We start from the raw sequence: 25686 nt of genomic DNA, 5'->3' as shown, positions 1-25686 counted from the left end.
GTCTGGTCGAAGTATGGGCAAATGCACTGAAGCCGAGCAAAAAACGGCGATTTGTTTACCAGGAGAAAACAATTAAAGCTGCTTGGCGGGCTTTGCAGCAAACCTTCACCGTCTGCAGCACGTTCCCGGCCCCTGAACTAGGCCAGGGGGGAGAGTGCCAGGAAGAACAACGCACCCAACGCCAAGCATGCAATGGGTGTGGCCAGCCAGGCACGGATGATCTTGCGCAGCACCTGTTTATTGGTGGTTGCAAAGCGCTGGTTGGCCCCGGCGCCTGCAATGGCTCCCGTGACTGTGTGGGTAGTGGACAGTGGCATGTGCAGGCCAATGGCACCCACAAACAACAGTCCCGCACCAATCATTTGGGCCACAAAGCCTCGCATGGGATCGATTCGGACCAGCCGGTGTCCCAGTGTGTAGGAAATCCGCCAGCCGCCGCACAGCGTCCCAGCAGCCAGCAGGACAGCAGTGAAGATGGGAACCCACAGGGGCACCTCCCCGACCCCAATGGAACCGGCGGCAACCAACGCAAACAGCAGGACCGTCGTCGTGCGCTGGCCGTCCTGGAGGCCATGGCCAAAGGCCACCGCGGCACCGGCCACTGACTGGAGCTGGCGTGTGCGTCGGTTGACCCGGTTGGGTGCGGTGTTCTTGGCAGCCCACGATGTTGGGTAGACGGCGGCAAAACCCAGCACGAACGCCACCACGGGGGAGATGAGCAGCGGCAGGAGCACCAGGGTCAGCATGGTGGTGTTGATGCCGTCGAGCGGGGCGTGGCCGGTGATGGCGGACCCCAGCGACGCTCCCACCAGTGCGCTGATGAGGGCATGTGTGGAGGAGGACGGGAAGCCTCGCCACCACAAGTACAGGCCCCACAGGCAGGCGCCAATGAGCGCCGCCAGCAGCAAAAGCAACCCGACCCGGCCCGGCGGCACTGTGAACAGCCTGTCGGCGAAGGCAGCCGTGAGCATCACGCTGAGCAACGCGCCCACGCAGTTGAAAAAGCTCGCAAGAAACAGGGCGACGGATGGCGTCAGGGCCCGGGTCCGCACGGACAGGGCGACGGCGGATGAGGCATCGCGGAAACCGTTCAGGAACGCGAAAAGCGCCGCAGTGACAATGACGGCACCGAGCAGGAACGCTATCAAGGTCACGATTCCTTGACGATAATGCTGCCCACTTGAGTGGCAACTGCGCGCATCTGCCGGCTCGCGGACGCGAACTGGTCGGCGAGGGTTTTGTACTTGGCAAAGGTGGTGGGGCTATGGTCCTTCAGCAGCTCGGACACCAGCACCCGGTGGGTGTGGTCTGCCCGTTTGGCCAGCCGGAGGACCTCCAGCCAGTAGTCCTCCAAGCCGTCCAGATCGTTCAGGGAGCGCATGGCGGTGGCCGTGAGTTCCGCCTGCTGGGAGAGGATCTCAAGCTGGTCGCTGACACGGGCCGGAATCCGGTCCAGGACGTACAGCTCGATAACTTCGGCAGCACCCGTGAGGATTTCGCTGGTCTCATTGAGCACCTGGCCCAAGGAATACAAATCTTCGCGGGGCAGCGGATTGATGAAACTGGTCCGCATGGCGGTGAGCAAGGTGGCGAAGTTGGCAGTGGAGGCGGACTCCTCCTGCCGAAGCGATTCTGTGAGGGCTGGGAAGTCCGCCCGGTCAGCTCCGAGTAGTTCCGCCAGGGTGTGGGTGGCGCTCAGAATGTGTTCTGACATGCTCACCAGCGCTTGCAGCCCTGCGGTCTCCTGGGGAAAAAGTCGAAACTTCACTATGAGGCCTTTGTCGAAAGCGGATTCCTGGAAACCCGAATATTTAGGGCATAAAAGTGGTGTCGAACCGGGAGCGCCTCTCGGCACTGGGCCGCTCTAGGCGGCTATAAAATGGAGCCCGGGGGTTCCACGGTTCGACACCGCTTTCAGTCTTCTACGTCCAGCCCAAAGTGTCAACTGAGGGGCCTTTTTCTAGTCCAGTTCGCCCTTGCGCCAGGACTTGGCGGCACCCTCCAAATCCTCAGCCGTGCGTACCAATTGGTGTGCCTTCCTGGTGAGAGCCGCAGCATGTTCCCCGTGGGCAGCCTCACGTTCAACCGCCATGGTGGCCTGGCCCAACGCAACCACCCGGCAAAAGGCGGCTGAACGCTCCAGCGCAACGTCAAAGTCGCCGTCGAACGCACCTGACAGAATCGCATTGGCCATGGTGGTGATTTCCTCGGCGCCGGGCGGCTCGGCCACACCGGCCACGGCGTTGGCCACCTGGGCCTTTTGCTGGCCGGCCCGGAAGAACACGCTGATGCCCTCGGGGTCTTGCAATGTGGCGGCGCGGAGGGCGTACAGGCGCCACAGGGCACCGGGGAGGGAACGGGCAGGACTCGCAGCCCACATCTCGGCAATGGCTTCGAGGCCCTGTTTGTCCGCGAGCTTTACAAGCCGCTTGGTGACTTCCGGGTCATTGCTGGCCCGTCCGCTGTGCACCAAGGCCCTGGCGGCAAGATGCGCGGCTTCAGACACGCGTGCCGGATCGATGCCCCCAGCGAACTGCTCAAAGTCGGCAGGGGAAAATGGTACCGGCTTGTGCGGGCGGGGCGTGTTGTTGGCTGGTCGATCATTCATGACACGAACACTACTCCCGCTGCCCGGTGTGGTCGAGAGAACCGGCCCGCGGGCGCCAAATCTGTGGAATCGGCTGGTGGGAGGTACGGGTGCAGCGACGCGGACACCGGGATCCGGCCTTCAATTGCATTCTGACGTGTGCTGTGCGGTAGTCTATTGTGCGGACAACTTCTCCATGGATGGATTCATCTTTGGGTGGTTGCCTTTAGGTCGGGCCTTTAGCTCAGTTGGTAGAGCATCGGACTTTTAATCCGTGGGTCGCGGGTTCGAGCCCCGCAGGGCCCACCGATCTTTAGTGAGAATGCCGCCGTTTACCGGATTTGCCACAGTTTGAACTATGGCAAATCCGTCAAACGGCGGCATTTTTGTTGTGCCGCCCCGTCCGGCCTCAGGAGACGCCTGTGTAGCCTCGCGAGGAATCCTCCAGCCCCCGCGCAGACTCCAGGGCGGCAATGAACTCCGCTGAGGTGGTGGGCGTCGAGAACATGGGGTAGTCAAACTTGACAGCAGATTCCCCCTCTTCAACGCTTGTGGCGGCCACAGCATCTGTCAATGTCCCCACGTTGTAGCCGCGCTCATAGGCTGTGAGCATGGTGGATTCAACGCAACAATTGGTCAGGAATCCTGCCAGCGCCACAGTCTTGATGCCCTTGGCCCGCAAAATGAAGTCAAGATTGGTGCTTCCAAACGCATCCAAACCGCGCTTGCCCTCAATGACAATGTCAGATTCCACGGGGGCAAACCTGTCCATGATTTCTGCGCCCCACGCACCCTTGACGAATGCGGTGGCATCCACCACGCCCTTGAGAATCCCATAGGGGTGTTTGGCAATCTCGTTGTACCCGGGGGTGAAGCTGATGGGGGAGTGAATAACAGTCGCCCCGGCCGCGCGGGCTGCTGCCAGAACTTTCTCGGCGTTGTCCAAGGTGCCGTTGGCGTGCATGGAGTCCATGACGGCTCCGTGCAAAACACCGCCTTCAGAGGTGAAGTCATTTTGGAATTCAATAAAAACTACTGCAGTTGAATCGGCATCCAAGAAAAACTCCTGCTGCGTGAGGGGAAATATCACTTGACGTGGCTGAATCTACAGCGAGCGGACGCACATGAACAGTGCCTGCCAAGATGGCAAGATAGTTACATGACAACAACTGCCCCCGCACTTGCCCTGACCATCGCCGGATCCGAAGCGACAGGCGGTGCCGGCGCCCAAGCTGACCTGAAAACGTTCCACGAGCTGGGCGTCTTCGGCATCGTCAACCTGACCTGCATTGTGTCCTTTGACCCCAAGGACAACTGGAACCACCGTTTCGTGCCCGTTGACCAGCAGGTGATTGCCGATCAATTGGAAGCCACGACGGCGGCCTATGGTTCCGCCTCCGGCGCACCCACCGTGTTGGAAACAGTCAAAATTGGCATGCTGGGCAGCCCCGCCACCATCACCACCGTTGAGACAGCCCTGAAGGCGGCGGCATTCAAGCACGTTGTCCTTGACCCGGTACTGATCTGCAAGGGGCAGGAGCCCGGCCACGCCCTGGACACCGACCAGGCTTTGAAGTCCCAGATCCTGCCGCTGGCCACCTTTGTCACCCCCAACCACTTCGAGGCGGAGTCACTCTCCGGCCTGCAGATCAAGAACTTGGAGGACTTGAAGGCGGCAGCGCGCAAGATCCACCAGATCAGCGGGGCAGCAGTGCTCGCCAAGGGCGGCGTGCGCCTTGAGGGAGCAGACGCCGTCGACGTTTTCTTTGACGGTGAAACCCTTGAGGTGCTCAGCGCCCCCAAGGTGGGCGAGGTTGCCGTATCAGGGGCTGGCTGCTCGCTGGCAGCGGCCGTGACGGCTGAACTGGCCAAGGGGGCCACACCGTTGGAGGCAGCCCGCACCGCCAAGGTGTTTGTTACCGAGGGCATAAAAAACCGCGTCACATCCGGCGCGCCGTTCACCGCTTTGTGGCAGGGCGGCGCAGGCGCCTAAAAGCCTGCCCGGCACACTGTTGCCAGCTTCTGCTCAGTGTGCCAAGCTCACTTTATGAGTGAGTTCGCAGCCCAAGAGTCCGATCCCTTTGACGCCACTGTGCGGATGACGCGCAATGATTCCCGGCACCGTTACGAACTGTTCGCAGCCGATGAACTGGCAGTGATTCTTTCCTTTAAGGATTTGCCCGGTCATATAGACCTCATCCACACAGTGGCGCAGCCTGGCTTTGAGGGCCGCGGCCTGGCAAAGATCCTTGCCAGATACGCCCTCGACGACGTGGTGGCATCCGGCAAGCGCATCATTCCGCATTGCCCCTATGTACTGCGGTTTTTGGACAAGCATCCGGAACCGTACACGCAGTACATTGACCTCGCGCAGGACGCCTAGGTGGAACGCCCCACTGCCCTGATTACGGGAGCCACCTCGGGGCTGGGTGCCGAGTTTGCCCAACAACTGGGCCGCACCCAGCATGATCTGGTGTTGGTTGCGCGCGATGTCACCCGACTTGAAGCCAAGGCCGTGCGATTGCGGGCCGACTTTGGCGTTCACGTTGAGGTCCTGCCGGCGGACCTGCTCACTGACGACGGCGTTGCCTCCGTCAGCGCCCGGCTCGCGGACCCTGCCCGAGGCGTTTCGGTGCTGGTTAACAACGCTGGGTTCAGCCTGGTCAAGGCCTTTGAAAACAACAGTGTCGAGGAAGAAACGGCCCACCTGCGTCTTCTAGCCCGAACCCCCATGCAGCTGACCCATGCAGCATTGCCGGGCATGTTGGCGCGCGGCCACGGCCGCATCATCAATGTCTCAAGCGTTTCGGCGTTCATTCCGCGCGGCACCTACGGTGCTGCCAAGGCGTGGCTGACGAGTTTCAGCCGCTTTGCCAATCTGCGTTATGGGCCCAAAGGGGTGGCGGTGACAGCCCTGTGCCCAGGCTTTGTGCACACCGAATTTCACCAACGCATGGGCGCCAGCATGGACGCGGTGCCGTCATGGCTGTGGCTCGACCCCGAGCGGGTGGTCCGCGAAGGGCTGGCCGACAACGCCGCAGGCAAGAGCGTGTCCATCCCGTCCAAGCGGTACGCCACGCTGGTGGCGTTGAGCCGCCTGGTGCCAGACAGGCTCGCAGCAGCGGCCGGCAATCGCGGGCGCTGATCCCTGCGCCCGCCCCCTGAACTGACCCGCAGTAGTGGTCGAAAAAACAAGTTTTTGCGGTGTTTTTCGACCACTACTGCGGGTCACTTGCTGGGAAGCGGCCCTGGGTCAACATCGCGTTAAGAAGGGCCTGTGCGCCGTATGGATCGCGTCAAGAACTGCTTCAGCGTGCGCTTGCGGTGATCTCATTGAAGAAGGGGCAGGGTGGTCAGAAAGACTGCCGCCGATTCTTGAGGGAAGTGAGCGCAGCATGGAAGTTGGCGAAAAGTTGGTGCCGGAGGGCTCTGGGGGCTTGCCGCAGGCGGGGCAGCACCGGGGCTATGTTGCCGTTGACGATGCTGGGGAATTCACGCTGTACCCGACGTCCGCTGCACTGTTGAATGACTTCGAGTATGTGGGCCAAGCAATTTGCATTGTGGGCCGCGACGGCTCCGGGTTCCGGCTCCTGCAAGACGCAGACAGGCAGCTTTCCCTAACAACGGCATTGGGGCCGGTGGACTTCTCCTGGCTGCGCCAGGCCTGGCTAAAGGCCCAGCGGCACAATCCTAGTGAGTACCCGCTGCGCCGGTTCTACCCGGCGGGCAGGGAAACTCTGCTGGCGTGCATGTTTGAAACCCTGTACCTGGAACATGCCATGGAACCGGTTCAATGGAACTGCGTGCTGGATGGGCAGGAAACCCACCCTGTGTCTCTGCAAGACATCGACGGGCGCCTGACCAGCAAGAGCCTGGTGGAGCGGGCCCGGGTGCAAGATCCGTTTGGGCACCTGTACAGGCCCGTGCGGGTGCCTGCCCGCGGTGCGCGCGGCCACAACCGCCACGGGAAAGTCACCATTTTTGTGGAGATTCCCGCGGCGGCCGATGCCGGCCGGCTCAGCGGTCAAACGACCGCCACGGCTGCCAGCGCAATGACACTTGCCTACTCCGGCCTGCCCACCGTGACGGGGATGCCTGCACCGGGCGTCGCCGGCTCATAGGAGTCGTCAAAGGGCATGTGGTCCATGTCCAGCAACGGGTTGTCATCCTGAGTAGCCACCAGCTCCTGTGCCTCCTCCACTGTGGCCACGCTCGGCATGGAACCGGGCAGCGGCTTCTGGGCAGATTCCCGCAGGAAGTAAATGCCCACCGCGCCAATGGCGGAGGTCAACATCAGGTAGTACGCGGGCATCATGGTGTTGCCGGTGAGGGTGATTAGTCCCTTCATGATGAAGGGTGCGGTCCCGCCAAAGATCGCCACAGCAAAGTTGTAAGAGATCCCCATGCCGCCGTAGCGGCTCGAGGTCGGGAACAACGCCGGCAGTGCCGAGGCCAGGTTGGAGACGTAGAAGGTGACGGGGAAGGCGATTAGCGCCAGCCCGAGCATGGTGGACCAGATCGGGCCAAGGCTGATCAGGATGAAGGCCGGGGTGGCCAGCACCACTGTGCTGATGGCGCCGACCCACAAGACCGGACGCCGACCGATTTTATCGGAGAGGCGACCTGTCAGCGGTATGCACAAGGCCATGGCGACCAAGATGGGGATGGTGAGTATGGTCCCGTGCAACTCGTCATAACCCATGGAATCAGTCAAATACGTTGGCATGTAGGACGTGAGGGCGTAGCCCGCGGTGTTGGCTGCTGCCACCAGGATCATGGCCAGCAGGACTTGGCGCCAGTAAACCTTGACCAGGTGGACAGGTCCACTTGAGGTGGCTTCGTCGCTGGCCGCGGCGGATTTTGACTGCTCCTCATTGGCGTCCAAGGTTGCCTGGAACTGCGGGGATTCCTCGATTTTCAGGCGGAAGTACACGGCAATGAGACCCAGTGGACCGGCAATCAGGAATGGCAGTCGCCAGCCCCACTGTTCCATGGCTTCCTGGCCAAGGGTCAGCTGAAGCACCGAGACCAGCGCGGCACCCATGGCGAATCCCATGTAGCTGCCGAGGTCCAAAATGCTGGCAAAGTAGCCGCGTCGCTTGTCTGGGGCGTACTCGCTGACAAAAGTGGTGGCGCCTGCGTACTCGCCGCCGGTAGAAAAGCCTTGGACCAGTTTCAGGAGGACCAGCAGCGCGGCGGCCCACATGCCGATTTGTGCGTATCCGGGCAGTAGCCCGACGGCGAACGTCGAGGCGGCCATGACTATCAGTGTGGTGGCGAGTACCTTCTGCCGACCAATCTTGTCACCGAGCCAGCCAAAGACCACACCGCCGAGGGGGCGGGCCAGGAAGGTGGCGGCAAAGGTGCCCAAGAGGAACAAGGTCCGGACATCCGGGTCTGATTCCGGCAAAAATACCGGTCCCATGGTGCCGATCAGGTATCCGAAGACACCTACGTCGTACCATTCCATGGTGTTTCCGACGACGGTGCCGCCGAGGGCTTTTTTGAGCATGGGCTTGTTGACGATATTTACGTCAGCAACGGCCAGGCGGCGTTTCTTAAGTTTTGGCAGGCGGGGCTTCTTGAGCCGAGCTTGCGATCGATCTGCGGTGTCCTTAACACCTTTTTCCGGTTGAATCATGCTTCGGTCTATGGGCATTTGCTGATCCCCTTAAGGAGGCTGTTTGCTTGCGACTTTCTGCTGCATCGCTACGGGCAGACCTTAAATTCTAGCAGATGGGGCATTTTGCGCCCTTGGAAGGGTTCCTGTCAACCACGTAAAAACCCCGTGTCCAAGACTGTTAGCGGGCCTCGACACGGGGTTTTGGTGCAGGGTTTTAGGCGTCGTGGTTGGTCTCCAAAATGCGCACCAGCGTCTCCAATGAATCGCCGGCGGAATCGTTCTCGGTACGCAGCACAACAACTTCCCCGTGCTCCACGCCCAGGCTCATCAGTGCCAGCATGCTGTCTGCATCCACAGCGTCCTCGGCAGCCTCACCGGCACGGGAAATGGTCACCTCAAAACCCAGATCGCCGGCGGCTTCGGCGAAGATCGAGGCCGGGCGGGCATGCAATCCCACGGTGCTCGCAATGGTGGCTGTTCGTTCAATCATTTCTATCTCCAATACGTGTGTGAAATGTGGGGGCTTAGAGGCCCAGCTCGGCCAGGGCGGGAAGTGCGGCCCTGACCAGTTCGCGAGCCTCGGCCGCGGATGCCGCGGCCACGGCCTGCTCCGCCAGTTGGCGTGCCTGCGCCAGGGTGACGGTGCGCAGGACTGCGCTGACAGCCGGGATGGCGCGTGCCGTCATGGACAGGCTGCTGACGCCCAGCCCTGCCAGTACGACGGCGAGTGCCGGGTCAGCTGCTGCCTCACCACACACTCCCACGGGCTTGGGTGCGGAATCCTCGGTAGCCAACGCCGCCGAGTGCTTGGCTTGGGCGATGGCGCCGTTGACAGTTGCCTGCACCAACGCAAGGACTGCTGGCTGCCACGGGTCATTCAGGGCTGCCAGCGGACCCAGCTGCCTGTCGGCGGCCATGGCGTACTGGGTGAGGTCGTTGGTGCCAAGGCTGGCAAATTCAACCCGGTCCAGCAGATGGCGTGCGGTGAGCGCTGCCGACGGGACCTCCACCATGACGCCGGGTGTTTGCAGCCCGGCCGTGGCGCACATGGCCGCAAAGTCGGCGGCTTCGGCGGGCGTGGAGATCATGGGGGCCATAACCCACACCACTGCCGCGGATTGCTTTGCGGCGTCGGCAATGGCCGCCAACTGGCGGGCCAGAACACCGGGGGTGGTGCTGTCCGTCCGGTAACCGCGAACACCCAGAGCCGGGTTGGGCTCGGTGGAATCGGTGAGGAACGGCAGGGGCTTGTCAGCCCCGGCATCGAGGGTTCGGACCACAACCTTCGCGCCGGGGAACGCGTCGAAAACACCCTTGTAGGCGGCAACTTGTTCGTCATGGCCGGGTTCGGTGTCGTGGCCCAGGAAGCAGAACTCCGTGCGCAAAAGACCCACGCCCTGGGCATTGGCGGCGGCTGCAGCTTGCGCGTCCTTGGCGCCGCCCACATTGGCCAGCAACGCCAGCGCGGTGCCGTCGGCCAGCTGGCCCGAACCGTCAAAGACGCTCAGCAAGGTGGCCTGCTCTGTCCACTTTTGGGCTGCCGCGACATCGTTCTGCCCGGGATGGGTTGAGATGCTCCCGGCTGCGCCGTCCACAAAGACAAACTCGCCGTCCGTCAGCTCTGTGACGCCACGGGCGGCAACCACGGCCGGCAGGCCCAGGCTGCGGGCGATGATGGCTGTGTGCGACTGCGGCCCACCACCGGCTGTGACCAAGGCGATGACCTTTGCGGGGTCAAGTGTTGCCGTGTCTGCCGGGGCCAGATCGTGTGCAACCAGGATGAAGGGAACCGGCGAATCCGGGATTTCCGGGGCAGGCACCCCGCGCAAGGCGGCAACAATGCGGGAGCGGACATCGAGGACGTCGTGGGACCGCTCCGCCATGTAACCGCCCAGGCTGATCAGCATGGCGGCAACAGTGTCCCCGGCATCCCAGATGGCGCGTTCGGCGGAAAGCCCCGTGTTGATGAGCTTGATGGCCGCCTTGATCAGCATGGGATCCGTGGCCATCAAAGCCGTGGCGTCCAGCACTGCCTTGCTGTCGCCGGTGGCCCGGCCGGCCCGCTCCAGCAAGGTCTCCTTGACGCTTGCACCCGCCTCCTTGAGCTTGGCAGCGGCAGCCTCGGCCGACGCCGAACTATCCAACTTCTCGCCGGCGGGAGGTGCGCTCAAGGCAGGGGGCATGATCCGTACCGGGCCTACCACGCGCCCCGGGGTGACGCCGACGCCAACATAGCTTTGCATAAGGCTTCCTTTGAAAGTCAATGCCGGCTCCTAGCTGGACTGGCCGACGAGTTGCGTTGTGGCAACACTATCAACGGGCTTGCGGACGGCCCAGCGTTTGAGCGCGACCACTGCCAATGCCGAGATCACAGTTCCCACCGCGATGGACAAGGCAAACATGCCCAAGTTGCCGATCGCGAAGAACACGAAGAATCCGCCGTGGGGCGCCTGCGAGGTCACATGGAATGCCATGGTCATGGCACCTGTGACGGCGCCGCCGAGCATTGCTGCAGGGATGACGCGCAGGGGATCGGCCGCTGCGAACGGGATGGCGCCTTCGGAGATGAACGATGCGCCCAGCAGCCATGCGGCCTTGCCATTTTCACGCTCGGCCAGGGAGAAACGCTTTTTGTCGATGGTGGTGGCCAGTGCCATGGCCAGTGGGGGAACCATTCCGGCAGCCATGACTGTTGCCATGATTTCCCACGGGGCCTGGCTGGCAAGGGTGCCCGCGCCCAAACCGGCCACGGCAAAGGAATATGCAACCTTGTTGACGGGGCCGCCCAAATCGAAACACATCATGAGTCCCAAGATGATGCCCAAAACCACAGCGGACGCCCCGGTCATGCCGGTCAGCCAACTGTTCAGTGCCACAGTGAGCGCAGCAATGGGTGCGCCGAGGAACAGGAGCATGGCGCCGGAGGCGATGATGGAGCCGAGCAGCGGGATGATGACGACCGGCATGAGGCCGCGCAGCCAGCGCGGAACGCTCCAACTGCCGATCCAGTACGCGGCAAGACCGGCCAGGATGCCGCCCACCAGACCACCGAGGAAGCCTGCGTCCATGAACACGGCAATCGCACCTGCCGTGAAGCCGGGCGCAATGCCGGGCCTGTCGGCAATGCCGAAGGCAATGTAGCCGGCCAGTGCGGGGACCAGGAAGCTCATGGAAAGCTTTCCGATTATGAAGGCGACAGCACCCAGGTACGTGAGCAGTCCGCCGTCGGGCAGGTTGAACAGGCTGTTCTGCAGGACAACGTCCTGGGCAACATCTGTGATGTCGTAGCCGCCCAAGAGGAAGCCCAGAGCGATCAGCAGACCGCCACCGGCCACAAATGGGATCATGTAGCTGACACCCGTGAGCAAGACCTTCTTGATCTTGGTGCCAAGGTGCTCATTGGCGGCGCCAGCCTTTTGTTCGGCTGATTCCTCGGCGCCAAAGTGCGGCACCTTGTGCGCGTTTGGATTCGTGGCGGCCGCAAGTGCCTCCTGAATCATCTTGGCCGGCTCATCAATGCCGCGCTTCACAGGAGCGTTGATCACTGGTTTGCCGGCAAAGCGCTCCTTGCCGCGAACATCCACATCCACGGCAAAGATCACGGCATCCGCTGCGGCAATGATCGCCGGATCCAACGGGGTCACGGCGCCCGAGCCCTGCGTTTCAACCTGCAGGTCAACGCCGGCCTCCTGGGCGGCCAACACCAAGGAATCGGCTGCCATGTACGTGTGGGCAATGCCTGTGGGGCACGCCGTCACGGCAACGAGCCGCAACGGGCGCGGTGCAGCCTGCGGGGCCGCCCCGGCTTCACCGGCAATGGAAACCCCGCCCGCTTCGCGGACGCCCGAAGCCGCTCCCGGGTCCTCATTGCCGGTTTCGCCGGGGGCGGCAGCCGCAGTCGCGCCTGCCGCCGGTGCGGTTGATGCCGCTGCCTTTGGCTTGTCGGCCAGCGCTTCCGCGACGAGGGCTACGATTTCGGCCGGGGTTTCCGCTGCACGCAGGGCTGCTGTGAAGTCCTTTTTGATGAGTGAGCGGGCCAGCTTGGAGAGCAGTTTCAGGTGCTCGTTGTCTGCACCTGCGGGAGCTGCAATGAAGAAGATGATGTCGGCCGGGCCGTCTTTGGCGCCGAAGTCGACTGCGGGGTTCAGGCGTGCCATGGCGAGGGTGGGTTCCAGGACTGCCTCGGATCGGCAATGCGGGATGGCTATGCCGCCGGGAACACCCGTGGCAGTTTTTTGTTCGCGGGCCAGGGCGTCGGCGAACAAACCTTCAACGCCGGAGGCCCGGCCAGAAGTAGCAATGAGTTCGGCGAGGTGGCGGATAACGTCGGTGGTGTCCGTGCCCAGATTGGTGTCAAGGAGCACCAAATCGGTAGTGATGAGAGTTGTCATGTCAGATCTCTTCGGCTGAGGCCAGAGCCGTCACGGTGACGGCGGCGGGGTTGGTTTGTGCAAGGGCCGGAACCATGGTTCCGGGGAGAGAAGCTGCGGCCGCCCCATGGGCCACTGCTTGCTGCAGGCAGGCTTGGGCGGAGTCTCCGCGCAAGGTGCTCAGCAGATATCCGGCCAGGGCACTATCGCCTGCGCCGACTGTACTTTTTGCTTCGATGGCGGGGCCGCGCCCATGCCAGCTGCCTTCATTAGTGACCAAAACGGCACCCCTGGAGCCAAGGGTGGCCAGGACTGCGCCAACTCCCTGACTGATAAGTGAGGATGCTGTGTCCGCTGCCAGTGCAGGGTCGGATTCCAGCTCGGGTCCATTGCCGGTGCCTGCCAGCTCGGCCAGTTCCTCACCATTGGGTTTGATCAAGTCCGGGGAGCTGCGCAGGCATTCGCGCAAAGGTGCACCTGAGGAGTCAACGGCAATCCTCGGGGCGGTGGTTCCGTACGCCGCACGCACCGCGTCAATGACGGTGGCGTAAAAATCGCTGGGCACCCCCGGCGGGAGCGATCCGGCAAGCACAAGCCAGGAGGCGCCGTCAGACTTTTCAACAGTGAGTTCCAGCAACGCCGCAACATGCGCTGGCGTGAGGGTGGGGCCGGGCTCGTTGACTTTGGTGGTGGTGCCGTCGGGCTCGGTGATGGCCACATTGCTGCGCAGTGCCGCGCCGATGGGCAAGGTGATGTGCCCGATGGCTTCCACGGACAAGGCGCGGACAACGGCGTCGTCCGGATCTCCCGGCAGCAGGGCCAGTGCCTCGATGCCGGACGCGGCAAGGGCCCGAACAATGTTCACGCCCTTGCCGCCCGGGTGCTGCGAGGCGGAGTGTGCGCGTTGAACCTCCCCTCGTTCCAGGGGGGCAGCCAGCTCAATGGTGCGGTCAAGGCTCGGGTTGGGCGTCAGGGTGAGGATCATGCGATCACCACATCAACGCCGGCTGAGGCGAGGGCTGAGGCCAGTTCCGGGGATGGTTCGGAGGTGGTGATCAAGGTGTCGATCTCCTCAAGGGTTGCGAAGCGAACAAGGGTTTCGGTGCCGAGCTTGGAGGCGTCGGCCAGGACCACCACTTGGCGGGCCGCCCTGACCATGGCCGTTTTGGTGGCCGCCTCAACGGGATCGGGGGTGCTCAGGCCAAAGTCGGCGTGGATGCCGTTGGCGCCGATGAAGGCGATGTCGGGGCGCAGTGCACCCAGCTGCTCTGTGGCACGGGCACCGACAACTGCGCTGGTCAGGCCCCTGACGCGTCCGCCCACAATGTCCAGCAGGAGGTGGGTGTTGGTGCTCAAGGAGGCGGCGGTGGGCAGGGAGTTGGTGATGACAAGCAGTTCATCCCCTGCCTTGGCGGGCGCCCAGGCACTCAGCCGCTCGGCGAGGGCAGCGGTGGTGGTGCCGGAGTCCAACAGAACCGAGGCCGTGGGTGCATGGGGGATCAGGGCCATGGCGGCGGTGGCTATGCGCTGCTTTTCGTCCAGGCGCTGGCTTTGCCGTTCAGTCAGGCTCAGCTCCGTTCGGGTGAGGCGGTCCAAGGCCACGGCGCCGCCATGAACGCGGCGCAGCAACTCTGATTCCTCAAGCGCAGCCAGGTCGCGGCGCACTGTTTCCTGCGTGATGGCGAACAGTTCAGCCAGCTCATTGACACCAACCCGGCCCTGGGCGCTGACGAGTTCGGCGATTTTCTGGTGCCGTTCCTCCGCAAACATGCGATTCCTTTCACAGCTCTTCTTAGTGCGCGTGACGAGCGTCACGGTGTTGTTTCACATGACTTTATCTGCGTTTATCTTTGATTGTCAACATCTTTCCCACATAAACACAGAAATTCGGGTGTTTGGCGGTGTGGCTGGTCGGCTCGACTCCACGCTTTTCCGGCTCGACTGCGCTTTGGCGGCTTGACGGCGGTTCGCAACCCGCCGCCAAGCCGCCAAAGCGCAGTCATGCGGACATCATGCAGTGGCAGCGCCGCGGCGATCAGTAGTCTTAGGCCATGGATACGGTTTTGTGGTCCCGCCCGGTGCATGAGCGGGCCGGCACGCCGCTGTTGCTGATGCTGCACGGCTATGGCTCCGACGAGACTCGCATGGGCGAGTTGTTTAGCCAGCTGCCACGCAGTATTACGTGTGCAGCACCCCGGGCTCCGCTGGACGTTTCCGGAGACTACGGCTGGTTCCTCCTTGACTACTTTCTGAGCAATGACTTCGCGGAGGTGGTGGGTGCCGCCACTGCCGTCTTGAGCTGGCTGGACACCATGATGGCCAAGCACAAATTCAGTTCCGTATCAGTCCTGGGCTTCTCGCAGGGCATGGCCATGGCCACCACCTTGATGCGGCTGCGCCCGAAGATGTTTACCGCAGGTGTGGGCCTGTCCGGGTTTGTGTTGAAGAATGAACTGCTCGCCGCCATGGAACCGCTGACCACCCGGATCCCCTTCTACTGGGCCCACGACCGCGCTGACCTGGTCATCAACCGGGACGCCACGGCTTTCACGGCTGGCTGGCTGGCGGCAAACACGGATCTCAGCGACTCCGTCTACCGCGGTCTGGGGCACACCATCAGTGCTGTGGAGATGAGCGATGTCTCAGCTTTTCTCACCGGCCATGTGCCCGGCTCGTTCGTGCCGCACGCATAGTGCCCCGGCGCTGAGCAACATTCAACCAAATGGTTGATGGCAGTTGCCGTGTGCCTTCCTAGGCTGGAGTAAAGGCCCGCAGTGGGCCCACCAACAAAAGGGGTACAGCATGAAGAAGCTCTTCTATTCGGCATTCGGTTACATGGTCATTGGCGTGCTCTCGGGGCTGTTTTACCGTGAATTCACCAAGGGCAAGGATTTTGCGGGCACCACCCAGCTCTCCATTGTCCACACCCACCTGCTGACCTTGGGATTCATTGTCCTGTTGATTGTGCTGATCCTGGAAAAGCTGTTCACCCTGTCCGATTCAAAGCTCTTTAACTGGTTCTTTTGGACGTACAACGCGGGTCTGGTCCTGACCGCCAGCATTATGGTGGTCCACGGCATCCTTCAGGTGGACGGCGTCACCGAGGTCTCCGCCGCAATCCCCGGGATCGCCGGATTGGGCCACATCTTCCTGAGCACCGGCATGGTGCTGCTGTTCCTGGCCCTGCGGACCAGGCTGTTTGGGGCCAATGCCAAGCACGACGCCGGAACTCCCGCAGCGCTCACAGCCTAACGTCCCAGCAGGGTCGAGTGTTCACGGCGGGCATCTAGTTTCCCCAGAGTGAACGTCTGGGCCATTGCCAGTTTGGGCGGCTACCCTTGAGGCAAACACACGGCAGGGGATTCGATGGCACGTAAAGACAGCAATCACGGTGGTTTGATGCCCGGACCGGGCTTTGCCCAGTCGGCAGAACGGCACAACCCGGCGTTGGAAATCGCGGCGGGTGCGGCTTTTGATGAGCGGGGCCGCCCCAAACCGGCAGTTCACAGCATGCTGCTCAAGGCGGTGGAGGTGCAGCGCCCGCTGGTTCTGGCGAACTTGCGCCGGCTTCGCAAGCGTCATCCATACGCCACTGCCTTCGAGCTGAGCCAACGGCTGGAGCGCGATTTTCTCTCCGGCGTGGGAACCGGTGGCGCGGCCATTGGCGCCACGGCCATCATCCCGGGGGTAGGCACAGTTGCGGCCCTGTCCATCTCTGCCGCCGCCACCGTGGTCTTTCTTGAGGCGACGGCCTTGTACGCCCAGTCTGTCGCGGAGCTTCATGGGGTTCGGCTGCAGGACCCGGAAGCCGCACAAGTCACCGTCATGGCCATTATTTTGGGCGATGAAGGCATTGCCATGCTCCAGGGGTTGACCGGCCACGCACTGGGCAACGGGAGGACGCCCATGCAAACGTGGGGTAAAACGGTCACGAAGAGCGTGCCCCTGGCGGCAGTGAAGAGCATCATCGGGCCGATGCAGAAGCGGTTCCTGCGGAAGATGGCTGTCAAGGGCAGCGCGTCCGTGGTGGGCAAGGCACTGCCGTTTGGTGTTGGCGCAGTAGTTGGTGGAGTGGGCAACTACATGATGGGTCGGGCCGTGATTGCCTCCGCCCAGCGCGCCTTTGGCCCGCCGCCCATGATGATTCCGCCGGAACTCTTGGCCGAACTTGATGCCGCCCGCAAGCCGCCCAAACCCCCGAAGGCACTGAAAATCAAGGGCCCGAAGCCGCCAAAGGAGTTCAAGAGCTAGAGCAGCCTTGCCCAAAGATGGGGCTGGTGCCCGCACCGCGCCGGCCCCATCTTTGCTCCAGGCCGGCGCTTGCTCGTGCTGCCGCTAGCCGAACACCAGGGTTGCCACGGTGAAGATCGCCAGGCCGGCCAGGGACCCCACCACAGTGCCGTTGATGCGGATGAACTGCAGGTCCTTGCCCACTTGCAGTTCGATCTTCTCGCTCGTCTCCACTGCATCCCAACGCCCAACGGTGTCGGTGATCAGGGAGGTGATCTCGTGCTTGTAGGTGCCCACCAGGTAGGCGGCAGCGTCGGCTATCCACTTGTTGGCCTTTGCAGCCAGCTCGGGATCGTTAACCAGTTTGCTGCCAAAGTCCTGCACCGCCGCGGTGAATTTGAGGCGCAACTCGGAGTTGGGGTCTTCCACTGCGTCGGTCAGCGCCGACTTGATGGTGGCCCAGGTGCGCCCTGCCAATTCCCGGACCTCCGGGTCGCCTAAAACCTGGTTCTTCAGGGATTCGGCCTTGGCAATCATGGCCGGGTCATGCTGCAATTCCTGGGCCAGTTCCTTGAGGTATTCATCCAGTTTCAGGCGTACCTCGTGCCGGGGGTCGTCCTGGACTGCGCGGGCGAACTTGTAGATTTCGGTGTAGATTTTGTCCCCCACCAGTCCGTCCACAAACTGTGGGACCCAGCTGGGGGACCTGTCGGCAACCAGCCCACTGATGGTGGTGTGATTGGCCCGGATCCACGTGGTGGAACGGTCAACCAGGAGATCCACCAGGGCATGATGGTGGCCGTCGGCAAAGATCCGCTCGGCCAGTTTGCCAATGGGCGGGCCCCACGGCGGCTCAAGCACGTGCTTGCGCACCATCGCCTCGATGATGTCCTGGACGTCGTCGTCCTTGAGAACTGCCATGGCGCCGCGGATGGCGGCCGAACCTTCGGTGGCCACGCGTTGGGCGCTTTCCGGCTTAGCCAGCCAGGTTCCCACCTTTTGCGCGATCTCGGTGTTGGCCAATTTCTCCGAGACGACAGCTTCGGAGAGGAAATTGGTTTCCACAAAGTCGCCCAGGGATGCGCCAATCTCGTCCTTGCGGTTGGGGATGATGGCGGTGTGCGGGATTTTGATCCCCATGGGGTACTTGAACAGTGCGGTGACGGCAAACCAGTCGGCCAGCGCGCCCACCATGCCACCCTCGGCGGCCGCGCGAACGTAAGTCAGCCACGGATATTGGTGTTGGAAGGCAAAGGCGAAGCAAAAAACAACCGCCATGAACAGCAACAACCCCAGGGCGATGCGCTTCATGCGCCGCAGGGCAGCGGCCTTTTCCGCGTCGCGATTGCGTGCAGTGGCAGAAGTTGCTGTACCCAGCTGTTGTGTTTGCGCCATGCAGTAAGCGTAGCGTGGTGCCATGACGGTTCAGATCTACGCCCACCGCGGCTCTAGTTCCCACTACGCCGAGCACACGCGTGCCGCCTATTTACAGGCACTGGCCGACGGCGCCGACGGGGTTGAGTGCGACCTTCGCCTCAGTGCCGACGGTGCCTTGGTGTTGTTGCATGACGAGGACGTGGACCGGACCTCCAACGGGACGGGCAAGGTCGCGGAGCTGACGCTGGCGCAGCTGCGGGCCCTTGATTTCAGCAGCTGGCACGGGGCAGAGATCCCGTCAGCCTTTGGCACTGTGGCCACACAATTGCTGACTCTGCCCGAACTCCTTACGATCCTTGCCGGGGCGGGGCGGCCCGTGGGATTGGCCCTCGAATTCAAGTACGGCGCCACCTTTAATCCAGAATTGATTGACGCCACACTTCAGGCGCTGCGACTACACGGGTGGGACCAGAAGTCCTCCAATGCCGGATTCATCAACGTCTCGTTCATGAGTTTTCACCCCGATGCGATGACGTATTTGGCCCGGCAAGTCAGTGCCGGGCAGCTGTGCCAGCTCCTGGAAGAGGTGGACGTTGAAGACGTCCGTGAGGAACTGGAGGTAGGCCCCATAGTTGGCCACACCATGGCTTTTTTCATACGCCGGACCATGGCTGAGGCGGAAAAGCTGGTTGACGACGGCGTTGCCCAGCTCGCCGGACCCGGCGTCGAGTACCTGCGTGCCAATCCGGAAAACGCCGCGAGGTGGCTTGCCGCCGGGCGCACCTTGCGCGTGTGGACAGTGGACAGCGCCGAGGACCTGCAACTGTGCCTTGACGCGCACGTGGCCCAGGTGACAAGCAACAGGCCAGCAGAAATTCGAGCGCTGTTGGAGAATTACCCCGCGAGGCAAAATACACAGCTGGATCTTGACGCAATGTGATTGCATGGAGTCATGGCATCGCGAATTGAAGACTATGCACTGCTGTCCGATCTACACACAGGCGCCCTCATTGGCCGGGATGGGAGCATCGATTGGCTCTGTTTCCCGCGCTTTGACTCTCCGGCTGTTTTTACCGCGTTGCTGGGAACCGCGGACCATGGCCGGTGGCATTTGGCGCCCGCGCACCCCGAAGCGGCTGTGGAATACAGGTCCTACCTGGGGCGTACGTTTGTCCTTGAGACGCTGTGGCGTACCCCCACGGGCACCGCGCGCGTCACCGATTTCATGCCCGTGGGTGACCGCAGGGCCTCCATTGTGCGCCGCGTTGATGGTTTGAGCGGCGAAGTCCAGTTCAACGAGGAAATCACGGTTCGTCCGGGCTACGGCCAGGTGCTGCCCTGGGTGCGACGCGTGACCGAGGACGACGGCAGGGAAGTCATTGTTGCCGTGGCCGGGCCGGACGCCCTGGTGATGCGCGGGGATGAGCTGCCCCACGCCGTCGGCCATCAACACAGCGGGCTTTTCACTGTGCGGGCGGGGGAGCGGGTGGAGCAGGAACTGCACTGGTATCCCTCGCATCGGCCTATCCCGAAGGCGATCGACACAGATCATGCACTAAATCAGACATGCGCCTATTGGGAAGACTGGGCGTCCCGTTACAACCAGGACGGCAAGTACGCCGCCATTGTGGAGCGTTCCCTGCTGGTGCTGCGGGCGCTGACGCATGAGGACACCGGTGGGATTGTTGCCGCTCCCACCACATCTTTGCCGGAGGACTTTGGCGGCGCACGGAACTGGGACTACAGGTTCTGCTGGCTGCGCGATGCGGCGTTGACGCTGGAGGCGATGCTGACGCACGGCTACGCCGATGAGGCGCTCAAGTGGCGTGACTGGCTGTTGCGCGCCGTGGCAGGCAACCCGGAAGACCTGCAAATCATGTACGGGCTCTCCGGGGAGCGGGACCTGGCCGAAGGCGAGCTGAGCCACCTGCCGGGTTACGAGGGGGCCCTGCCTGTCCGGATTGGCAACGGCGCCGTGGGCCAATACCAGGCCGATGTTGTTGGTGAGGTGCTGGTGGCGTTGGAAAAGCTGCGGCTCGCTGGCGGGCATGAGGATCACTTCTCTTGGCCGCTGCAACAAGCCATGCTGGGCTTCATTGAGAATCACTTGGCTGACAAGGACCACGGCATTTGGGAAATGCGGGGGGATTTGATGCATTTCACCCATTCGCGCGTCATGATGTGGGCGGCTTTTGACTGCGCCGTTCGTGCTGTTCGCGACCACGGGTTGTCGGGGTCGGTGGAAAGCTGGGAGGCCACGCGGGAATTGCTGCGTGCCGAGATCTTGGCCTACGGCTTCAACAAGGAGCTCAATACCTTCACCCAGACGTATGGCGGGACCACAACTGATGCGTCCTTGCTGGTTATTCCGCAAGTGGGGTTCGTGGCCTACGATTCCCCGGAAATGCTCGGCACGGTGGCCGCCATGGAGGAGGAACTGGTGGGGGAGAAGGGGCTGATTCTGCGTTACCGAACCGACTCCGGAGTGGATGGGCTGGAGCCGGGGGAGCACCCGTTCCTGGCTTGTTCGTTCTGGTTGGTGGAGCAATACGCCCATTCGGGGCGCCGCCGCGAGGCCGTGGAGTTGATGGATACCCTGGTGGGTCTGGCCAATGAGCTGGGGCTGCTCAGCGAGGAATACGATCTTGGGCAGGACAGGATGGCCGGGAACTTCCCGCAGGCGTTCTCCCACCTGACCCTGGTGCGCGCAGCCGATGCCCTGCACGGCACGGAGCAGCTGAGCCTGGCCACGAATGCCATTCCCATTGTCCGCCGTGTGGACGCAAACCCGGACTTGGCCATACAGCGTGAAACCATGGGCCAATGAAGGCAAGTAACGTCAGCGCATGGGCCTTGGCCGCCCTCTTGGGTGCCAGTGCGGTGAACCACGTCCGCAATCCCAAGTTCTACTACCCCGTAGTTCCGCCCGTTCTCTGCACGGACAAGGCCGGTGAACTGGGCATCATGACGCGCCACCAGTGGGTGCTGGTCTCGGCAGCCCCGGAGGCCCTGGCCGCTGTGGGTCTCCTGCTGCCCGCAACCCGCAAGGCATCCGCCACCGCAACAGCGCTCATGTTTGCCGGGTTCACCGCGGGCCACGTTTCGGCGCTGCGCCGGGCCTTTGGTCCGGACGGGAGCAGCGAGGCCCGCCGCATCCATTCCGTGCGCCTGCCGCTGCAGCTGCCACTCATCGCCTGGGCGTGGAGCGTGCGCCGCGCATGAGGCTTTTTGATTCACCGGCGGCCAAGATTGGCGCCTCGATAGCCATCGCCACGGGACTCTACGGGGTGTCTTTCGGGGCGCTTTCGGTGGCTTCAGGGCTGTCCTTCTGGCAAACGGTGGTGCTGAGCCTGCTGCTGTTCAGTGGCGGCTCCCAATTCGCCTTCATCGGCGTGGTGGCTGGTGGCGGCTCCGGCGTGGCTGCCATGAGCGCTTCTGCGCTGCTGGGCATTCGCAATGGCATCTACGGTATGCAGATCAATTCCCTGTTGCGCCCCGCGGGGTGGCGGCGTTTTGCGGCAGCCCACGTCACGATTGACGAATCCACCGCTACAGCAACAGGCCAGACGGACCCGGAGGAGCAAAAACGCGGCTTCTGGGTGGCCGGCGTGGGGATTTTTGTGCTGTGGAACATCATGACGGCTGTGGGTGCCTACATTGGCGGCGCACTGGGCGACCCTAAACAATGGGGGCTCGACGGCGCTGCCGTGGCAGCGTTCCTGGCCCTCCTTTGGCCGCGCATCAAGGCGTTCCAGCCGGCAGCCATTGCCATCGTGTGCGCCCTGGCGACACTGCTGGCCATTCCCTTTGTTCCAGCCGGCGTGCCCATTTTGGTGGCAGCTGTGACGGCCGGCCTCATCGGTTGGTTCCGGCCCGCCCCCGATCCCGGCCATGACAGTGATGGGATGGAACCGGACATTGACCCCTACGCGCTCCACTCGGGCCACAGGGGCAACGCCAGCCACACGGGACACACAGGCAACGCCAGTCACGCGGACGATGCCGGGGACGGGGAAAAATCATGAGCTTGTGGTTTTGGCTGCTGGTTTCAGTGGTGCTGGCGTACGCCACAAAACTTGTGGGTTACCTGGTTCCGGCGAAGGTGCTGGACAGTCCGAGGATGTCGCACATTGCAGGAACCTTGACCATAGGGCTGTTGGCCTCTCTGACGGTGGTCAATGTGGCTGCCAGCGGCACAAATGTGGTTCTTGACGCCCGGGTGGGCGCCTTGGTGGCGGCAGCCGTTGCGCTCTGGCTCAAGGCGCCCTTTTTGGTGGTCGTCATTGCTGGCGCCGCCGCCGCTGCCCTGCTACGACTGTTGGGTTGGCCCTGAGCCGTACGGGGGCTGTGCGGGGTACTGCTGCGCACCGGGGTACTGCTGTGCGGCGGGATCCGGCTGGCCGTAATGCTGTCCGAAGGTGGCGCCTCCGTACTGTGTGGGGGCGTACTGTTGCTGGCCGTACTGCTGCTCATAGTACTTCTGCTCGGGCGTCCGGTAAGCCGGGCCCAGGTATTTCGCGTCCCCGTAGGAGAGGATGGCGGCAAAGACCACTGGGACAAAGATCAAGCCAACCGTGTAGGCCACATCCTTGCCGAAGGACTTGGCCAGGTCATTGAGCGTGAGAACGGTCCAGTAGATGCCAGCGTAGGGAATGAACTGCAACCAAAAGTTTGATTCCGGCCGCCCCGCAATCTTGACCATGATCCAGGTGTTGTAAAAGGGCACAAAGGCGGCCCATTTTGGCTGCCCTGCCTTGCCGAACAAGCCTGCCCAGGCGAAGCCGCTGGCCAACCAGATGACTAAGAAAATGACAGCATAGATGCCCATGAACAAGGCAAAAATCCCCAGGGTTGCAGCTGAATCCATGGTGGGGTCGCTGTTGTAGGAGTAGTCGTATGGGTCCGGGGCTGGTGCCAGCGGAAGGGCAAGGAGAGAGGAAAGCATACCGGAAACCTTATCCGCACACAGCGGCAGCAGCCAATGGGCAGGAGTGCCCATAATGGAAGCGGAACAAGCACGCAAAAAGGCTAAACAGGAGATTCCCATGATCGTTGCATTTTCAGTGGCGCCCAGCGGCACACCCACAGACGCCCCCGCAGGAACCGGCGACGACGCCTCAGTCCACACGGCAGTGGCGGCAGCTGTGAAGGTTGTCCGGGAATCGGGGCTGCCCAACCACACCAGCTCCATGTTCACCGAAATAGAGGGTGAATGGGATGAAGTCATGGATGTGGTGAAACGCGCAACCGAGGCAGTGGGCCAGTACGGTTCACGTGTTTCCCTGGTGCTGAAGGCGGACATCCGCCCTGGCCACACCGGTGAGCTCAGCGGAAAAGTTGCCCGGCTGGAAGGCGCGCTGGACACCATGGGTGAGTAACCGGCGTCGTGCTTCAAAGGCACCCTGAAATGGCACATGACGGGGGTCATGGCCGGGCGTAGCATTGCACCATGACTGGCCTGGAGCCGAACCACAGCATCCAAGGTGGCGCCCGGGCCATCACAACGCGCAAGTACCTGTTTGCGCTGACCGACGGCGGCGGCACTGTTCCACCGGAACTTGGCGTTGCGCGGAGGCTCGTGGACCGGGGCCACCACGTCACTGTCCTCGCCGATGAATCCATGGGAGGGCAGACGAGGGGCACCGGTGCGGCCTTCCTGCCGTGGTCAGTGGCGCCCACGGGTGAGCTGCGCGACTGGGAACGACAATCCCCCATGAGCCTTGCCCGGAACACTGTGGAGCACATGATCACGGGGCCGGCGCCGGACCAGGCACGTGAGGTGGGGGCGGCCATCGAGCGGATTCAGCCCGGCCTGGTGCTGACCTCATTCTTCGCCTTCGGCGCCATGATTGCCGCTGAAGCGAAGCGGGTCCCCTTCAATGTGCTGCTCCCCAACACCTACGGGTTGCCGGCGAAGGGGATGCCGCCGGGCGGTGCCGGACTGGCGCCGGCGCATGGACCGCTCGGCCGGTTGCGTGATCAGGTGGCGCGCAGCGGCGTCAACTGGCTCTTCGACAGGTACGCACTCGCGCCAGTCAACGCTCTCCGCACCCAATACCGGCTCGACCCGATCGCGACCACGTTGAACCAAGTACAGCATGCCAACCTCCAGCTTATTCTGACCTCCCCGGCGTTTGACTTTCCGGGCGAACTGCCGGAAAACGCCCGCTATGTGGGGCCGGTTCTGGATGACCCGGCCTGGGCTGCCGACGTGAGCTGGACCGAACCACCTGGAGAAGGCCCGCTGGTGCTAGTTGCCATGTCCTCCACCTTCCAAAACCACCAGGCGTGCCTGCAGCGGATCATTGACGCGCTGGGCACCCTTCCCGTGCGGGGCGTGGTGACCACGGGGCCTGCCATCAAGGTGGAAGACCTCAGGGCGCCCGCCAACGTTTCGGTGCTTGCCGCAGCACCCCACGCCGAAGTCATGCGACACGCCAACGTCGTGGTCACCCACGGCGGCCACGGCACGGTCATCAAGGCGCTCGCTGCCGGGCTGCCGCTCGTGGTGCTGCACCATGGCCGCGATCAGGCGGACAACGCCGTTCGGGTGACGGCCCGCGGGGCTGGCATCGCTGTGCCGCGCCGTGCATCGCCCGGGCGGATCGCCGCGGCGGTCTCCACGGTTCTTGGCTCACCCGCCTATGCGGCAGCCGCGGTGGAGCTTGGCCGGGCTGTGGCGCTCGACGCCGACGCCGGCAACGCGCTGCTTCTGGACGCACTGGAGGGTTGAGCCCGCCGGCCGCTGTAGCCTTCGCCCCCTGTTGCCGCTGGAAAAAGAGTTCTACGCTGGGGGCATGGTTGAGCATCGCAGCAGCCCGGGCTGGATCAAGGTAGAAGAGTATTTGTCTGCCACGCTGGTGCACGGCGGGCCGGAGCTGGACGCTGTCATTGGCAGTATCGACGCGGCAGGGATGCCGCGGATCGAGGTGGCGCCCAATGCCGGGAAGCTGTTGATGCTGCTGGCCCGCATTCTAGGGGCCAAACGGGTGCTGGAAATTGGCACGCTGGCCGGGTTTAGCACCATTTGGCTGGCACGTGCCCTGCCCAGCGATGGCCACCTCACCACCTGTGAATACCTCCCCGAGCACGCGTTGGTGGCGCAAAAGAACATCGACCGTGCAGGGTTTGGTGCCATGGTTGACATTCGGGTAGGTGCCGCGCTGGACACGCTGCCCACGTTGCTGGGTGGGAAACCCTACGACTTTGTGTTCATCGATGCGGACAAGGGCAACAACGTGGCATACCTGAAATGGGCGCTCAAGCTGACCCGCCCCGGCGCCGTGATCGTCCTGGACAACGTGATCTGGGAGGGTGCCATCCTTGAACCCGGGGGTGACCCCGATGCTGCGGCCATCCGGGCGTCACTGGAATTCATGGGTTCCAGCGATTTGCTCGACGCCACAGCCATTCAAACAGCAGGCTCCAAGGGCTGGGATGGGTTCGCGATCGCGGTGGTGCGCTAGGGCTGGACTACTCTGGAAGGCGTGACTATCTCG

27 protein-coding genes and 1 tRNA gene are annotated in these 25686 nt (G+C 62.8%); 16 read left to right on the top strand and 12 right to left on the bottom strand.

What is annotated here, in order from left to right:
- Window positions 1–137: 137 nt before the first annotated feature.
- The 3 genes from CVS28_RS07460 to CVS28_RS07450 form a co-directional block, all read right to left on the bottom strand.
- Window positions 138–1154, bottom strand: a complete 1017-nt coding sequence (locus CVS28_RS07460) for an inorganic phosphate transporter (RefSeq protein WP_306418485.1) — start codon at window positions 1152–1154, stop codon at window positions 138–140.
- The gene (locus tag CVS28_RS07455) at window positions 1151–1714 is read right to left on the bottom strand and encodes a DUF47 domain-containing protein (protein WP_243399752.1); all 564 of its coding nucleotides are present in this window, start codon (window positions 1712–1714) and stop codon (window positions 1151–1153) included. Before CVS28_RS07455 ends, CVS28_RS07460 begins: the two co-directional genes overlap by 4 nt.
- Window positions 1715–1960: 246 nt before the next feature.
- On the bottom strand, window positions 1961–2608 hold the full coding sequence (locus tag CVS28_RS07450) for a hypothetical protein (protein ID WP_103465287.1): 648 nt from the start codon (window positions 2606–2608) through the stop codon (window positions 1961–1963).
- 212 nt (window positions 2609–2820) lie between these two features.
- Here CVS28_RS07450 and CVS28_RS07445 point away from each other — a divergent pair.
- A tRNA-Lys gene (locus CVS28_RS07445) sits at window positions 2821–2893 on the top strand.
- A 103-nt stretch (window positions 2894–2996) separates the two neighbouring features.
- Here CVS28_RS07445 and CVS28_RS07440 read toward each other — a convergent pair.
- Complete coding sequence (locus CVS28_RS07440; RefSeq protein ID WP_103481145.1) at window positions 2997–3644, bottom strand: cysteine hydrolase family protein; 648 nt, start codon at window positions 3642–3644, stop codon at window positions 2997–2999.
- Window positions 3645–3746: 102 nt separating this feature from the next.
- Between CVS28_RS07440 and CVS28_RS07435 the strand changes: the two genes are divergently transcribed.
- The 4 genes from CVS28_RS07435 (at window position 3747) to CVS28_RS07420 (ending at window position 6708) form a co-directional block, all read left to right on the top strand.
- On the top strand, window positions 3747–4580 hold the full coding sequence (locus CVS28_RS07435; RefSeq protein WP_103481144.1) for a hydroxymethylpyrimidine/phosphomethylpyrimidine kinase: 834 nt from the start codon (window positions 3747–3749) through the stop codon (window positions 4578–4580).
- A gap of 54 nt (window positions 4581–4634) precedes the next feature.
- A complete protein-coding gene (locus CVS28_RS07430) occupies window positions 4635–4970 on the top strand; it encodes a GNAT family N-acetyltransferase (protein WP_103465290.1) in 336 nt (111 codons plus the stop codon).
- Window positions 4971–5732 (top strand): SDR family NAD(P)-dependent oxidoreductase, encoded by a 762-nt coding sequence (locus tag CVS28_RS07425; RefSeq protein WP_103465291.1) that lies wholly within the window; start codon window positions 4971–4973, stop codon window positions 5730–5732. It abuts the gene before it with no gap.
- A gap of 250 nt (window positions 5733–5982) precedes the next feature.
- Window positions 5983–6708: a hypothetical protein gene (locus CVS28_RS07420; RefSeq protein WP_103481143.1), complete on the top strand. Its 726-nt coding sequence runs from the start codon at window positions 5983–5985 to the stop codon at window positions 6706–6708.
- On the opposite strand, the gene CVS28_RS07415 is transcribed toward CVS28_RS07420, so the two are convergent.
- The 6 genes from CVS28_RS07415 to CVS28_RS07390 form a co-directional block, all read right to left on the bottom strand.
- On the bottom strand, window positions 6651–8246 hold the full coding sequence (locus tag CVS28_RS07415; protein ID WP_103465293.1) for an MFS transporter: 1596 nt from the start codon (window positions 8244–8246) through the stop codon (window positions 6651–6653). The genes CVS28_RS07420 and CVS28_RS07415 overlap by 58 nt on opposite strands.
- A 178-nt stretch (window positions 8247–8424) precedes the next feature.
- Complete coding sequence (locus CVS28_RS07410) at window positions 8425–8700, bottom strand: HPr family phosphocarrier protein (protein ID WP_103465294.1); 276 nt, start codon at window positions 8698–8700, stop codon at window positions 8425–8427.
- Between the two features lie 34 nt (window positions 8701–8734).
- The gene (locus CVS28_RS07405) at window positions 8735–10453 is read right to left on the bottom strand and encodes a putative PEP-binding protein (RefSeq protein ID WP_103481142.1); all 1719 of its coding nucleotides are present in this window, start codon (window positions 10451–10453) and stop codon (window positions 8735–8737) included.
- Between the two features lie 30 nt (window positions 10454–10483).
- The gene (locus CVS28_RS07400; protein WP_103481141.1) at window positions 10484–12601 is read right to left on the bottom strand and encodes a PTS fructose transporter subunit IIABC; all 2118 of its coding nucleotides are present in this window, start codon (window positions 12599–12601) and stop codon (window positions 10484–10486) included.
- Between the two features lies 1 nt (window position 12602).
- Entirely contained in the window at window positions 12603–13565 is a 963-nt protein-coding gene (locus CVS28_RS07395) for a 1-phosphofructokinase family hexose kinase (protein ID WP_103481140.1), read from the bottom strand.
- Window positions 13562–14350 carry a DeoR/GlpR family DNA-binding transcription regulator gene (locus CVS28_RS07390; RefSeq protein ID WP_103481139.1) on the bottom strand — a complete coding sequence of 263 codons (789 nt, stop codon included), beginning with the start codon at window positions 14348–14350 and terminating at the stop codon, window positions 13562–13564. The genes CVS28_RS07395 and CVS28_RS07390 overlap by 4 nt, the downstream gene beginning before the upstream one ends.
- 281 nt (window positions 14351–14631) lie before the next feature.
- On the opposite strand from CVS28_RS07390, the gene CVS28_RS07385 reads away from it, so the two are divergent.
- The 3 genes from CVS28_RS07385 to CVS28_RS07375 all read left to right on the top strand — a co-directional run bounded on the left by CVS28_RS07385 (window position 14632) and on the right by CVS28_RS07375 (window position 16831).
- The gene (locus CVS28_RS07385; protein ID WP_103481138.1) at window positions 14632–15273 is read left to right on the top strand and encodes an alpha/beta hydrolase; all 642 of its coding nucleotides are present in this window, start codon (window positions 14632–14634) and stop codon (window positions 15271–15273) included.
- 109 nt (window positions 15274–15382) lie between these two features.
- Complete coding sequence (locus tag CVS28_RS07380) at window positions 15383–15832, top strand: DUF2871 domain-containing protein (protein WP_103481137.1); 450 nt, start codon at window positions 15383–15385, stop codon at window positions 15830–15832.
- A gap of 114 nt (window positions 15833–15946) precedes the next feature.
- Window positions 15947–16831, top strand: coding sequence for a hypothetical protein (locus tag CVS28_RS07375; protein ID WP_207767479.1), 885 nt, complete (start codon window positions 15947–15949; stop codon window positions 16829–16831).
- Between the two features lie 84 nt (window positions 16832–16915).
- On the opposite strand, the gene CVS28_RS07370 is transcribed toward CVS28_RS07375, so the two are convergent.
- A complete protein-coding gene (locus tag CVS28_RS07370; protein ID WP_243399750.1) occupies window positions 16916–18205 on the bottom strand; it encodes a DUF445 domain-containing protein in 1290 nt (429 codons plus the stop codon).
- 22 nt (window positions 18206–18227) lie between these two features.
- Between CVS28_RS07370 and CVS28_RS07365 the strand changes: the two genes are divergently transcribed.
- From CVS28_RS07365 to CVS28_RS07345, 5 genes are read left to right on the top strand one after another with little or no spacing between them, the layout of a single operon-like run.
- Window positions 18228–19127 (top strand): glycerophosphodiester phosphodiesterase, encoded by a 900-nt coding sequence (locus CVS28_RS07365; protein ID WP_103465302.1) that lies wholly within the window; start codon window positions 18228–18230, stop codon window positions 19125–19127.
- Between the two features lie 12 nt (window positions 19128–19139).
- The gene (locus CVS28_RS07360) at window positions 19140–21014 is read left to right on the top strand and encodes a glycoside hydrolase family 15 protein (protein WP_103465303.1); all 1875 of its coding nucleotides are present in this window, start codon (window positions 19140–19142) and stop codon (window positions 21012–21014) included.
- Window positions 21011–21409 carry a DoxX family protein gene (locus tag CVS28_RS07355; RefSeq protein WP_103465304.1) on the top strand — a complete coding sequence of 133 codons (399 nt, stop codon included), beginning with the start codon at window positions 21011–21013 and terminating at the stop codon, window positions 21407–21409. Before CVS28_RS07360 ends, CVS28_RS07355 begins: the two co-directional genes overlap by 4 nt.
- Window positions 21406–22212 (top strand): AzlC family ABC transporter permease, encoded by an 807-nt coding sequence (locus CVS28_RS07350; RefSeq protein WP_103465305.1) that lies wholly within the window; start codon window positions 21406–21408, stop codon window positions 22210–22212. The genes CVS28_RS07355 and CVS28_RS07350 overlap by 4 nt, the downstream gene beginning before the upstream one ends.
- Window positions 22209–22520 (top strand): AzlD domain-containing protein, encoded by a 312-nt coding sequence (locus CVS28_RS07345; RefSeq protein WP_103481135.1) that lies wholly within the window; start codon window positions 22209–22211, stop codon window positions 22518–22520. The genes CVS28_RS07350 and CVS28_RS07345 overlap by 4 nt, the downstream gene beginning before the upstream one ends.
- On the opposite strand, the gene CVS28_RS07340 is transcribed toward CVS28_RS07345, so the two are convergent.
- Window positions 22497–23132, bottom strand: a complete 636-nt coding sequence (locus CVS28_RS07340) for a DUF5684 domain-containing protein (protein WP_133159078.1) — start codon at window positions 23130–23132, stop codon at window positions 22497–22499. The genes CVS28_RS07345 and CVS28_RS07340 overlap by 24 nt on opposite strands.
- A gap of 100 nt (window positions 23133–23232) precedes the next feature.
- Between CVS28_RS07340 and CVS28_RS07335 the strand changes: the two genes are divergently transcribed.
- The 3 genes from CVS28_RS07335 (at window position 23233) to CVS28_RS07325 (ending at window position 25653) form a co-directional block, all read left to right on the top strand.
- On the top strand, window positions 23233–23565 hold the full coding sequence (locus CVS28_RS07335; RefSeq protein ID WP_103481228.1) for a thiamine-binding protein: 333 nt from the start codon (window positions 23233–23235) through the stop codon (window positions 23563–23565).
- 71 nt (window positions 23566–23636) lie between these two features.
- Window positions 23637–24920 carry a glycosyltransferase gene (locus CVS28_RS07330; protein WP_103481134.1) on the top strand — a complete coding sequence of 428 codons (1284 nt, stop codon included), beginning with the start codon at window positions 23637–23639 and terminating at the stop codon, window positions 24918–24920.
- Between the two features lie 64 nt (window positions 24921–24984).
- On the top strand, window positions 24985–25653 hold the full coding sequence (locus CVS28_RS07325) for an O-methyltransferase (RefSeq protein ID WP_103481227.1): 669 nt from the start codon (window positions 24985–24987) through the stop codon (window positions 25651–25653).
- The last annotated feature ends 33 nt before the right edge of the window (window positions 25654–25686 follow it).

Source organism: Arthrobacter glacialis (assembly GCF_002909415.1).
GTDB classification, from domain to species: Bacteria; Actinomycetota; Actinomycetes; order Actinomycetales; family Micrococcaceae; genus Specibacter; species Specibacter glacialis.
Note: the sequence above shows the minus strand (reverse complement) of the source record. Positions and strands in the feature narration are given on the sequence as shown.